11 protein-coding genes and 1 pseudogene are annotated in these 11,816 nt (G+C 63.7%); 6 read left to right on the forward strand and 6 right to left on the reverse strand.

The features are described from left to right. The first annotated feature begins 140 nt into the window (after positions 1 to 140). The 4 genes and pseudogenes from AC1DWT_RS02470 (at position 141) to AC1DWT_RS02485 (ending at position 5,672) form a co-directional block, all read left to right on the forward strand. Positions 141 to 1,391 (forward strand): lyase family protein, encoded by a 1,251-nt coding sequence (locus tag AC1DWT_RS02470; RefSeq protein ID WP_477919555.1) that lies wholly within the window; start codon positions 141 to 143, stop codon positions 1,389 to 1,391. 204 nt (positions 1,392 to 1,595) lie between these two features. Then, the gene (locus AC1DWT_RS02475) at positions 1,596 to 3,179 is read left to right on the forward strand and encodes an AbgT family transporter (RefSeq protein ID WP_477919557.1); all 1,584 of its coding nucleotides are present in this window, start codon (positions 1,596 to 1,598) and stop codon (positions 3,177 to 3,179) included. Between the two features lie 273 nt (positions 3,180 to 3,452). After that, the gene (locus AC1DWT_RS02480) at positions 3,453 to 4,622 is read left to right on the forward strand and encodes a Glu/Leu/Phe/Val family dehydrogenase (RefSeq protein WP_477919559.1); all 1,170 of its coding nucleotides are present in this window, start codon (positions 3,453 to 3,455) and stop codon (positions 4,620 to 4,622) included. A 184-nt stretch (positions 4,623 to 4,806) separates the two neighbouring features. Beyond that, positions 4,807 to 5,672: pseudogene (locus AC1DWT_RS02485) on the forward strand (HpcH/HpaI aldolase/citrate lyase family protein). Positions 5,673 to 6,670: 998 nt separating this feature from the next. Here the strand turns inward: AC1DWT_RS02485 and AC1DWT_RS02490 are convergent. Then, positions 6,671 to 7,411: a VIT1/CCC1 transporter family protein gene (locus AC1DWT_RS02490; RefSeq protein WP_477919561.1), complete on the reverse strand. Its 741-nt coding sequence runs from the start codon at positions 7,409 to 7,411 to the stop codon at positions 6,671 to 6,673. A gap of 300 nt (positions 7,412 to 7,711) precedes the next feature. On the opposite strand from AC1DWT_RS02490, the gene AC1DWT_RS02495 reads away from it, so the two are divergent. Further along, a complete protein-coding gene (locus AC1DWT_RS02495; protein WP_477919562.1) occupies positions 7,712 to 8,110 on the forward strand; it encodes a hypothetical protein in 399 nt (132 codons plus the stop codon). Between the two features lie 379 nt (positions 8,111 to 8,489). Here AC1DWT_RS02495 and hadA read toward each other — a convergent pair whose 3' ends face one another. The 5 genes from hadA to AC1DWT_RS02520 all read right to left on the reverse strand — a co-directional run bounded on the left by hadA (position 8,490) and on the right by AC1DWT_RS02520 (position 11,003). Then, a complete protein-coding gene (gene hadA, locus AC1DWT_RS02500) occupies positions 8,490 to 8,948 on the reverse strand; it encodes a (3R)-hydroxyacyl-ACP dehydratase subunit HadA (RefSeq protein WP_477919564.1) in 459 nt (152 codons plus the stop codon). 41 nt (positions 8,949 to 8,989) lie between these two features. After that, positions 8,990 to 9,220 (reverse strand): class I SAM-dependent methyltransferase, encoded by a 231-nt coding sequence (locus AC1DWT_RS02505; RefSeq protein ID WP_477919572.1) that lies wholly within the window; start codon positions 9,218 to 9,220, stop codon positions 8,990 to 8,992. Between the two features lie 766 nt (positions 9,221 to 9,986). Further along, a complete protein-coding gene (locus tag AC1DWT_RS02510; RefSeq protein ID WP_477919566.1) occupies positions 9,987 to 10,187 on the reverse strand; it encodes a hypothetical protein in 201 nt (66 codons plus the stop codon). A gap of 273 nt (positions 10,188 to 10,460) precedes the next feature. After that, positions 10,461 to 10,652 (reverse strand): hypothetical protein, encoded by a 192-nt coding sequence (locus AC1DWT_RS02515; RefSeq protein WP_477919567.1) that lies wholly within the window; start codon positions 10,650 to 10,652, stop codon positions 10,461 to 10,463. Between the two features lie 21 nt (positions 10,653 to 10,673). Further along, on the reverse strand, positions 10,674 to 11,003 hold the full coding sequence (locus tag AC1DWT_RS02520) for an ANTAR domain-containing protein (protein ID WP_477919568.1): 330 nt from the start codon (positions 11,001 to 11,003) through the stop codon (positions 10,674 to 10,676). Positions 11,004 to 11,310: 307 nt separating this feature from the next. On the opposite strand from AC1DWT_RS02520, the gene AC1DWT_RS02525 reads away from it, so the two are divergent. After that, on the forward strand, positions 11,311 to 11,816 hold a 506-nt coding region (locus AC1DWT_RS02525; protein WP_477919569.1), incomplete at its 3' end, for a wax ester/triacylglycerol synthase domain-containing protein.

Raw genomic sequence — 11,816 nt, forward strand, 5'->3', positions numbered from 1 at the left:
AACCTAGTTGCACCGTTCTATGATTTCCCTTACACGAGCAGGACGGCTAGGGCATGGCTCACGGCAGAACACCTGAGCATCACCGCCCTCCGCGCCGCTATCCCCAAGGCTCGACTCCTCCCAACACCGAAAGGCACAAAGTGCGAGAATCGATCGACCTCACCAACGCCCAGCTGTGGGGCAAGGTGACATCGCTAGCACTCCAGAACTCGCCGGATTTCGGACTCCGCCTGCACCAACTGCCCGAGTTTGTCCGTGCGTTCGCCGAAATCAAACTGGCTGCGGTCCGCACGAACCGAGACCTGGGACTGCTGGACAAGACCCGCGCGAACGCCATCGAGGAGGCAGCGGTCGAAGTCGCGCGCGGTGAGCTGCTGGATCAGTTTCCGCTGCGAGTCGTTGCTGTTGGCGGCGGAACGTCCACGAACATGAATGTCAACGAAGTGCTGGCCTCCCGGGCAACCCAGCTTCTTCCGAGTGAATCAGAGCTGACGATTCACCCAAACGACCATGTGAATCGGTCCCAGTCCTCCAACGATGCCTATCCGACAGCCGCACGGCTGCTCCTTGCCCGCCAGGCGCTAGGCGTGGCTTCCGCCTTGCGAAACCTTGCGCGCAGCTTCATTCGACAGGCCGAGCGACACTCTGGTGTGGAGAGGATGGGGCGCACCGGCTGGCAGGACGCCGTCATGGTTCCGGTGTCCGAGATCCACATGGCGCAGGCGGCCGCTGCAGAGCGCTTCGCCGATCAGTTCGAGGTCGCAGCGCAGGCACTCTACGCCGTTCCGCTCGGCGGGACGGTTCTCGGGACCGGAGTCGGGGCGCCAGACGGATTCGCGGCCGCAGTCGTACAGCAACTGGCAGACATTACGGGCCTGCCCCTGCGTCCAAGTGCTAACCCGATCGACGCCTTCGCGCATGCCGACGGATACTCGGCGCTCGCCGACACCGCCGCCCGGTGTGGCAGCATCTTGTACAAGCTGAGCCACGACCTCCGGGTCTTGAGCTCTGGCCCGAACGGTGGGTTGTCGGAGGTAATTCTGCCGAAACTTCAGCCTGGGTCGTCGATCATGCCGGGCAAGGTCAATCCGGTCGTGCCCAGCATGGTGGGACAGGCCAGCTTCTCAATTCGCGCAGCAGCTACGGCGGTAAGTTTGGCTGTCGCCGGAGGCGAGCCCGACTTCAACTCGAACAGCCCCTCGGTCGTCGCCTCCTTGTCGCCGGCGCTAACCGAGCTGGCCGCTGTGATTCCGGTCTTTGCCGAGAAGTGCATCGACGGGTTGGAATGGAACAGGGACCGACTTGCCGTCCTCGCTTCTCGCCCGTTTGACTCGCTCATTACCCAGGCGGAAGAAGACGGCTATGACGCCGTCGCCAGCCACGCGGTTTAAGGCGCTTCCCGCGATCAGCACCTGGTCGACTACTGCGTATCGCCACGCGAATATGAGAGCGGCTCAGGCTTGTTCGCCTCACTCTCACAATACCCGGCGTCTCGAAGTCGGGGAACTGAAGAAGATCGAATCGCTGTCACAGTCCAGAGCTTCGTTCGCCTGACAGCGCATCGTCCCTACAGGAAACCGGATTGGACCAGAAAGATGCAAAGCACCACCGCCCCTGTCGTCGACAGCAGCAGTAGGACGATGAAGATCCTCTTCCGGGCGATCAGCGCGATCGAACGTGCCGGAAACAAGCTTCCCAACCCATTCTGGTTGTTCTGGATCATGGCCGGAATCGTGGGCGGTCTCAGCTTCGTCCTCTCCCTGGCCGGAGTATCGGTGACCTTGCCGAACTCCGGTGAAGTCGTGGAGGTCAAGAACCTGCTTTCCCTCGAGGGGATCGGTTATGCCGCGGAATCCGCTCTCGACAACTATTCGGAGTTTCCGGCTGTTTCCCTTGTAATCGCAATGATTCTCGGCGTGAGTATCGCTGAGGCGAGTGGGCTCATGACTACTCTCCTCCGAGCCACCGTGATCCGCATGCCGGCTCGCTGGGTGACGTTCGCGGTCGCTTTCGGCTCGATGATCTCGCACGTATTGGGTGATTCGGCATACATGGTGATGATTCCGCTCGGAGCATTGGCCTTCCGTGCTGTGGGGCGGAGCCCTGTTCTCGGTGTCCTCGTTGCATTCGTGTCGGTCTCGGCGGGCTTCAACGCGAGTCCACTTGTCACGCCGTCCGCAGCGATTCGGGCCTCACTGACAACGGCGGCCGCCCAGACGGTCGATCCCGACTACGTGGTTACCCCCGTTGCGACGTACTTCTATGCCGCAGTCGCGTCTGTGTACTTGTCGATCGTCATCACGCTGGTGGTCGAGTTTGTCCTGGCGAAACGCCCTGAGTTCAGCCAGTGGCCTGCGGCGGATGATGATTCGCCTGCCGACGGTGCGGCCGCGGGTGACGTGACTGACTTGGATGTTCAGCTCACCTCGTTGGAACGCCGGGGACTGAAGCGGGCCGGCGTCGCGCTCGTCGTCTATGTCGCGGCTGTGATAGCGCTTATGCTGGTTCCGGGCTCCCCTCTGCTCGGCGAGAACGGCAGTATTGTGCAGTCGGTGGTGGTGCTGAACATCACCGTGTTCATCGGCCTGCTGTTTGCGGTACTGGGATTTGTGTACGGGCGGGCGACAGGGAGCGTGACGTCGCTGTCAGCGCTTCCGAAGATCATGGCGGACGGCATCATTCCGGTCGCGCCGGTGCTCGTGTTGTTCTTCGCCGCGTCACAGTTCTTGGGCTACTTCGAATGGACCGGGCTGGGCTCCGTTATCACGGTCGAGGGCGCTGACCTCCTGCACAAATTGAACGCCCCTCATCTGGTCGTTCTGGTCATTGTGATCTTCGCGATCGCGGTACTGAATCTGGTTATCTCGAGCGGAACCGCGATGTGGTCCATCCTCGCGCCGATTCTGGTGCCGATGATGATGTACGTCGGCATGCGGCCGGAGGCGACGCTGGCGGCCTTCATGATCGGAGATTCGGCTACCGGACCGGTCACGCCTATGAACGCCTTCTTCATTCTTGCGCTCGGATACGTGCAGCAATACAAGAAGAACGCAGGAATCGGAACGGTCATTTCCTTCGCGATACCTCTATCCATCGCAGTCCTCATCTCCTGGTCTGGACTCTTCGTCGTCTGGTACCTGCTCGGGGTCCCACTGGGCCCCGGCGGCTACCTCTACTGACTCTCCCCGCATACATCGCCATATCCACGTGACTGCCCGACGGTATTGCACACCTGAGCAATTCGACAAGATCTCTGACGACGACGAATAGTCTGAGGTTGGCGGTTGGGGGTGGTCGGGCACGTCCCAACCGCCGATCCAGAAAGAGGCCACCCCGTGAGGGACATCCTGATTCCTGCCGCGATAACCCCATCGTCCGCGGGTTCGCAGGCGCTGGCTGCCGCACAATCTCAGCTAACCGAGGCCGTTGCTCGACTCGGCTACGACGCCGGCATGCATGCCATGCTTGCCAACGCCCGCCGCGAGACCCGGATCAGCATCCCGGTGCGCCGCGACTCCGGTGACATCGAGGTACTCACCGGCTACCGTGTCCAGCACAACGTCTCACGCGGCCCGGCAATCGGCGGCGTCCGGTTCCATCTGGACGTCGATTTCAACGCAGCACGTGCCCTCGCCATGTGGACGACGTGGCAGTGCGCGCTCATTGACCTCCCCTACGGTGGGGCGACGGGAGGGATTGCACTGGAACCGGATGACTACTCGCAACACGAGCTCGAGCGGATCACTCGCCGGTACACGAGCGAGTTGATGTCGCTCCTCGGCCCGAAGAGCGACATTTCCTCCCCGGACATCGGAACCGACGAACAGACCATGGCCTGGATGATGGACACCTACTCGGCCGCCCGCGGGTACACGGTGCCCGGGGTCGTCACCGGCAAGCCTCTGTTCATCGGCGGTTCACGTGGCCGGACGGACGCGACCTCGCGCGGTGTCGTGCACGTCGCGCAGGCGACGCTCGAGCGGGCCGGAGTGACTGTGAACGGGGCGAGGGCCACAGTCCAGGGCTATGGCAAGGTCGGCCGCGGCGTGGTGCGGTTCCTGCACGAGCACGGCGTGCGGGTTGTCGCGGTCTCCGACCGGTTCGGCGCGGTGCACGACCGCCGCGGACTGGATCCGGACCGGCTCGACGAGCACCTGGCCAGCACCGGCTCGGTCGCCGGACTACCCGACGCCGACACCATCTCCGGCGACGAGTTGTTGGAGCTCGAAGTCGAATTACTGGTCCCGGCGGCTGTCGAGGGTGTGCTGCACGAGGGTAACGCCCGCCGGGTCCAGGCTCGGGTGATCGTCGAGGGTGCCAACGGCCCGACCAGCACCGCCGCCGATTCGATCCTCGCCGAACGCGGCATCGAGGTGGTCCCAGACATCCTGGCCAACGCCGGCGGTGTGATCGTCTCGCATTTCGAGTCGGCGCAGGCCGACCAGGCGAACTGGTGGAGTCGGGACGAATTGCAAGCCCGCCTCGCTGACCGAATCCTCGTAGCGTGGCGGCACGTGGCAGACGTGGCGACGCAAGAACTGGTGTCACTGCGCTCGGCCGCGACACTGGTTGCCGTCGAACGAGTGGCCCACGCGGACCGCATCCGCGGCCTCTACCCGTGAGAATCGGACACTGATCTCCGCCGGGCTGAGTGCGCACCTGCAGATACCAGCCAGAAGCAGTAGAAACGCACCGGAACGCCTTGAGAACAAGGTCTGTCTCATTTAGCCGACTGTCTACCAGAGCTTCGCCCCTCTCCCACGCCACCACACTGCAGGCACAGGACTGCATTGAAAGGCACACAACATGTCGCTTTCAGCCCCAGCTACATCCCGCCAAGTCTCGTCCGAGTTCGCTCGGTCCTGGCTGCTTGTCAATACCACTCGCCTCGACCGACTCGAGGACGCGCAACGTTCCGCTGCCGACCAAATCGTGCTTGATATCGAAGATGCTGTTGCTCCCCAGCATAAGCCGGAAGCACGCGAGACAGTCGTCCGCTGGCTCGAACGCGAAGTGGCGTGGGTGCGGATCAACGATCACTCCACATCATTCTGGTCCGACGATGTCGACCAACTCAAAGGCCTACCTGGGCTGACCGGTGTCATGCTCGCAAAGACAGAATCTGCCGAGTAGGTCACCGAGACCTTCGATCGACTCGGCGGTACAACACCCGTTATCGGCTGATCGAATCAGCATTAGGGATCGAAGAATCATCACGCATCGCCTCGACTCGCGGAACATTCCGGCTCGCCTTCGGCAGCGGAGACTACCGCCGCGACACCGGCACGAACGACAACGACCTCGCAATGGCCTACCCGCGTTCTCGACTCGTCGTCGCCAGCCGTCTCGGGCACCTACCCGGACCGATTGATGGCCCGACACTCGGCAGCAGTCGTCGTCTACTCCACAAACGAACAACGACCGCAGTGGGACTCGGGCTCACAGGCAAACTTTGCCTTGACCCCGAACAAGCACCAACGATCAACGAAATAGTCAGCCCAAGCCCCTCGGAAACCGCTTGGGCGACAAATTTCCTAGACGATTTCGAAGCCCGGGGAAGCACAATACGCGACGGAAGTGACCTCCCCCTCTTGAAGCGCGCCCAGAAAGTCAGCCGACTGTCAGCAGTGTTCCGTACCGGTCCGAACGATCACTCATCAGAACTTCGATGATGGTGGCGAATTCAGCTGCAACGGACCTTGTCCGGCCTGGCGACGAAATACCGCCTCAAGCGGCTTCGCCTCGACACTCAGCGGCCGCGGCCGGCCCGCGCTGGACGGATCAGCAGGCGTCGATCAAGTCGTGGTATCGAGCCGACGAACTCTCCGATCATGGCCTGGGTATGGCCCGTGCCCTATCCGGTGTACGCCCGGAAGTTGCCCTCCAGCATGGCGTATCCGCGGTTGGCCAGCACCTGCACGCCCAGGCTATCTCTGGTGTCCCGTCATCAAGGGTCGCGGTGCACCATCAGCATCGTCGGCAGATCTGCGTTCGGTTCCGACTGGAAGCATCAGATACGAGGAAGCTCAAGCCTGTCGCGTGCCAGCACATTGGGCAGCTCAGCGGGGTCCAGGCACGAGAGAGGCCGGAACCGCAGCCGACCCTTCCGGTGGCGTTGGTAGCGGTAGGGCCTCTGGGTCGCGGGTCGTCGACGAAGCTGACCGCCAGTTCTGCCTGCTTGTGTCCGATGACAAGTCGCCGATGTCGCCGTCGGAGAGCTTGGCGAGATCTGTCAGGATGTCGGCGACCCGGAACGGAGTGAGATCAACTGGAGAACGGGATGAGGTCGTCCGCGGCCGCGTCTGGATCGTACAGTCAACGCGCTCCACAGGTGCCGTTCTCGCCACCTATGGAGCCCTGGGTGCAGAGCAGCAGCGCGAGTCGTCTCTCGGCGGGTAGTGAGGCCACGATGCGGGTTTCATCCGCAGTCACGCACCGGAATAGGCGCCGGAGTCGAGCCCCTAGTTTCACAGGTTGGGCGGTTCTTCAACGGGGCCAGAACGACGATGGCCGTTCCGTCCGGCAAGATCGACGCCCCCGCAAGCTCTGGCGGGCAGGAGAGATCCTGGACCGTGGCACAGATCGGATAGACACATATTGTGCGAGGGTCGTCGTCGCTCCTCCCAGCCGGAGCGGTGTTGCTCAAAATCATGGCAGCGGTAGCTTGAGATTAAAGGGGGCCACCGATCAGGTGCCCGATTGCATATGCGGCCATCATCGCGATCGCACCGCCCGCCACGATGCGCAGGACCGCCCGACTGCGTGCGGCACGGCCCAGTTGGGCGCTTATCGTGCCAGCGAGCGCAAGTGCGATCAAGACTGCCCCGAAAGTGATCGGGATGCGCGCGGGCACAGGGCTTATGAGAATAGCGATGAGTGGCAACAATGCGCCGACTGTGAACGAGACTGCGGAAGAAAAGGCTGCATGCCACGGATTGGTCAGGTTGTCAGGATTGATGCCCAGTTCGATATCTACGTGGGCAGCGAACGCATCGCGCTCGGTAAGTTCGTGAGCGACCGTAAGTGCTGTGCCGGCGCTTAGGCCCTTCGCTTGATACAGCGCGGCAAGCTCCGCGAACTCCTGCTCAGGGTCCTCTTCGAGTTCTCGTTTCTCCTCGGCAAGCATTACTCGTTCAGTGTCACGCTGGGTACTCACCGAGACGTATTCACCGAGTGCCATCGACACTGCACCGGCCGCCACCCCGGCGATTCCTGCCGTGAAGATTGGCGAGCGTTCGGGGCTCGCGTCAGCGACCCCGACCACAAGACCGGCGATGGACACGATTCCGTCGTTGGCGCCCATCACCCCGGCGCGAAGCCAGTTCAATCGCGAAGCAATTGCATCGGTATGTGGTTCCGTCTTGTGCAGTCCGATTGTGACGTTCGATGTGAGGGAGTTGGGAGCGTCCATGGTCCAGCAGCATAATGCGCTGCGATTCGACGTTCCAGCCTCCAGAGGCTTACCAAAGTTAGTTTACCATAATAGAATTCGGCGATTTCCGTGGGTGGCGCACTTCCAAAACCGAGACCTGAAATCTACTTTCACAAGTCCTGGCAAGTTGACAGCAGACTGCCCGCAGCCCTATCCGTCCGGAAATTTTCCTCCCCTGAAGATCGGCCAGCGATCTCTCCGACGCTTTCGAGTCCAGGTCGCCGCCACACCGCACTCGGAGGCCCTGTCACCACCGCCGCCGGCCCCCGCGTCCCGGGCTTGCGGTTCGCCGATCAGCGCAGCCACGCCCCGCTCTCCGCACTGCTGGTCTTCCGGCTGCACCCGAACGGCTTCACCAACAAGGACCTGCGCACCCTCACCGGCGAGCTGCGCGGACTCGACCCGGACACGGTGTCCACCGGGCAGATGACCTACGACCTGCGCCGGCTGAAAACCCGCAACCTCATCGTCCGGATCGAGGGCACTCACCGGTACCAGGTCACCGACCTCGGACTCGACACCGCGAAGTTCCTCACCTGTGTCCACGATCGGGTCCTGCGCACCGGCCTGGCCGAACTCGCCACCCCGACAACCACTCCCGGCCGCCTCCGAGCGATTGCGACCGCGTACCGCACCGCTGTCGATATCCTCACCGCCACAGCGCAACTCGCAGCCTGAATATCAAGCAGTCGAACGTGACCCGAACACCGCCGAACGTGACCCGAACACCGCAAACTTGACTCAACAATCCGGCTACGCCATCTCTAGCTACCTAGGGTGTCACCGGCCCGGCCGGGCCGACAGACCGGACACATGAGCTGGGCGATTACTGCCAATCCCAGACGTCTGCACGGCAATCGGGCGGGTCCCTCATGTAGGGAACGGGACAACCCACGGGGCCGTCACCGCGGTGGACCACAGCCGCGAAACGGTGACGCACGGAGCGAACTGAGTTGGGCGTGCGAATAGTAGGGACCCAGGAAACGGACGCTTCGCTCCCTCTGACGGGTTGCGTCTCACCGTGCGATATTGACATGGCCGTATGGGCTGCGGATGGTCACGGCCGAGGTGGTCGCGGGCGTGGGGCCCTGTCCGGAGTGCGGGCGACCATGGTGGTCCAGGTGGTCTGCATGAGGGTGCCGTGGACGTCGGTGATGACGTTCTTGATCACGATGAGGTCTTGTCCGTGGCTGCGGCGGAACGAATCGACGTATATGTCGCAGATCAGGCGGTCCCCCACAGTGAGGGGTCGGTGGAAGTGCAGGCGCTGCTCGGTGTGCAGGACCTGGCTCAGGTCGTAGCCGGTGACGAGGTCGGCGAACACGCGCTGCTGGGCGGCGCCACCGAGCAGTGAGGCGAAGGTCAGCGGCGCGATCAGCCCGGCGTAGCCGAGATCGGCGGCGGCGGCCTCGTTCCGGTGTGCCGGGTGCGGGTCGAAAACCGCCCGCGCGTACTCGCGGACTTTCTCCCGCCCGACCTCGTAGTAGTCGGGAAGACGGAAGTGTCGGCCGACCATGTCGGCAGGATCAGCCGTCCCCGGTGTCGCGTCGTCATCTCTCACCCGGACACACCGCCGGTGCCGTGGTAGACGCGGGTCACCGGCATCACGTCGATGCGTCCGCTGCGGAAGTGAGCGGCGGAACCGGTGAGATACTCGATGTGGCGCTGATGCACCTCCTCGGCGGCGATCTGCACCGCCTCGTCATGTTGTGCTTGCAGCACCCGCCCCCGGTCGTCGAGGGTGCGGGCGTTGTGCGGCTGCAGCGCCTGGATTGGTCGACGTGGAATCCGGCGGCTTCGCCGTCGCCGGTGACCCCGACAGAGTCCCGGGCAGGTGTTCCCTCATTCACTCGATCGACAATCGTGTGCATGGTCGGCATGATCACGTCATCCATCGCTCGACCGCACCGATCCCCACACTGGGAGCATCTCGTCCACGCTGACGACTGACGCCACAGCATCCCGCCCCCATCGACATCCTCGCCGTCCACCGCGACGAGCACCACCTGCTCCCATCGAGTGGAACCTCGATGATTCGCATATCCATGCGTTTGTCCCCCACGTCCGGACGTGACCCACCACCAAGACCGCGCCGCGACATCGCCGTTGCCGTTGCCGTTGCCGTTGCCGTTGCCGTTGCCGTTGCCGTTGCCGTTGCGGCGATGATCGTTCCCCCAATGAGACCACTCGAACGACGGTGCCTGCCGTGTTATCGGCAATACGACGACCGGGCGGGCGAGGGACAAGGCAACCGCGCCGGGATCGAGCCACCGCCACCAGACGCTCACCGCAACCCGAACGCCTCTCGGAGCACCACATGACGATCGCCATACAGGGCGGGCCAATCGGGGGGTGAGTCGCGGCCGGCCCCTCGAGTTCCGACACCGGCTCGGATCCTGTGACATGGGACGGTGACAACCACGCCGAACCCAACAAGGCCGACGCATCAGCCGCAGGAAGGATCGAGGCTAGCTACCAGCGGACGCCGAAAACTCCCGGGTACATCCTCACCGCGGAACACGCAGTCCCGGGTCAGGGCTGCAGATCCGCGGGTTCAGGCTGCGCGGCGGGAGGTGTGGGTGGCCGCGCACATAGGGCACCACGTGCGCTCGCCGACGATCCATCCGTTGATGCGGGCAAAAGCGACCGCCTCGGGCCGGCCGGCGACGGCAGCGTCGAAGGTGTGCTCGCACAGATCGCATCGCAACGTCCAGCCACGCCTGCCTGTGGACCGCAGCAATGTATGAACAGTCATGTCACCCCCGCGACTTCGAACACTGTGCACCCAGGATGCCACAACCCGCGCGGCCGTGGTGGCCCACACAAGCGCGCCGAGCCGTCCCAACCCGGACCCGGGTCGCTTCGGAACCTTCCGACTCCTCCGCATCAGCGCTCAGAAGATGAGGGCCGCTCGCCTCTCGATTCTCACGCAGGACCATCCCAGCGATGACTGACGGTAGCAACGGGATACGTCTCGCGGCATGCGGTTTCGGCCGAAAATCGCGACCTCGGCCCGGTCGCCGGACCGCTACGTGTCGGTACCGAGTGCGGACTCGGCGGCGGGCGGGGCCGAATGGTCGTGGACCACGTGCTCCCACCAGGAATCGAGTGGGCTGGGTTCGGGCCACACGATCGCGTCGTCGGCGACCGGCGACGCGCTCTCGCCCGGTTGACTCGCTGTGGTGCCGGTGGTGTCGTTCGAACAGTCGGTCTCAGACATGATTGTGCGCATCCTGTCGCGTCAGCTCGCGTGCGCGTGGCGGCGTGGGGGAAGTTGGGTGATCAGCTGTTCCCATTCGTCGAATCGGACGGCGTCGGATCGGCGGCGCCGGGGTGGGGGTCCGGCGGCGAGGTCGACCAAACTCCGGGCGGCGCCGAGGACGGTCAGGTGATGACGGCGGGATACGTCGAGGAGTTCGTCGAACGCCTGATCGTCGCTGCAGTCTCGGGCGGCGATCAGGATCCCCTTCGCGGTGGCGAGGAGTTCGCGACCGTCGGGCCGCCGTCGGGGAATCAGGCGCGTCGGGCCGGGAACCGGGGCGAGATGTGGTTCGGTGGTGTCCTCGATCATGGGGCGTTGGTCCTTCGCTCTCGTGCATCGACCGGGATCCGCCGGTGTGCCGACGAATCCCCCTAGGACAAACACTGTGAGTCACGTCACTGTCGATGCCTGACCAGTTCTAGCACACTCCACGCTCCGGCCATCTACACAAACGTCCAGAAGTGGTGGCCATCTGCGCAGGTAGCGCGGCCGGTGGCGGTGCTGCAGAACAGAACCGGCGAGACATTTTTGTGATCTGAACCACACATGAACGTGACATTGAGGCCCGATTACATCGACTCGACCATCAGTTCCGGGGGAAAGGTAAGGACACCACATGCTGTTGCCGATGGCGCCGACCGACTCACTGTTTCTGCTCGGCGAATCCCGCGAGCATCCGATGCACGTCGGCGGCCTGGCGGTGTTCACCCCACCCGAGGGATCGTCTGCGTCCGACGTGCGAGCGATGTTCGATGCGGCGCTGATCGGCGACCAGGTGGCGGCGCCCTTCCGTAAACGGGCCCGCCGCTCGGTGACGTCACTCGGCCAGTGGGGCTGGGACACTCTTCCGCACGACGAGGTCGATCTGGAACATCACGTGCGCCGCGACGCCCTGCCGCAGCCGGGCGGAATGGCCGAACTGATGACCCTGGTGTCACGGTTGCACGGCACCCTGCTCGACCGCAGCCGGCCGTTGTGGGAGATGCACCTGATCGAGGGCCTCGCCGACGGCCGCTACGCGATCTACACCAAGATCCACCACGCCCTCGCCGACGGCGCGTCCGCGATGAGGTTGCTCCGCGACAGCATGAGCGAGGACCCGCACCGCCGGAACATGCCCAC

The organism is Rhodococcus sp. P4_B6 (genome assembly GCF_056402215.1).

What these genes read in the sequence shown, in the direction of transcription:
- AC1DWT_RS02475 (WP_477919557.1), top strand. Translation starts at nt 1,596, where the DNA reads ATGCAAAGCACCACCGCCCCTGTCGTCGACAGCAGCAGTAGGACGATG.
- AC1DWT_RS02480 (WP_477919559.1), top strand. Translation starts at nt 3,453, where the DNA reads ATGCATGCCATGCTTGCCAACGCCCGCCGCGAGACCCGGATCAGCATC.
- AC1DWT_RS02490 (WP_477919561.1), bottom strand. Translation starts at nt 7,411, where the DNA reads ATGGACGCTCCCAACTCCCTCACATCGAACGTCACAATCGGACTGCAC.
- hadA (WP_477919564.1), bottom strand. Translation starts at nt 8,948, where the DNA reads ATGGTCGGCCGACACTTCCGTCTTCCCGACTACTACGAGGTCGGGCGG.
- AC1DWT_RS02510 (WP_477919566.1), bottom strand. Translation starts at nt 10,187, where the DNA reads ATGACTGTTCATACATTGCTGCGGTCCACAGGCAGGCGTGGCTGGACG.
- AC1DWT_RS02515 (WP_477919567.1), bottom strand. Translation starts at nt 10,652, where the DNA reads ATGTCTGAGACCGACTGTTCGAACGACACCACCGGCACCACAGCGAGT.
- AC1DWT_RS02520 (WP_477919568.1), bottom strand. Translation starts at nt 11,003, where the DNA reads ATGATCGAGGACACCACCGAACCACATCTCGCCCCGGTTCCCGGCCCG.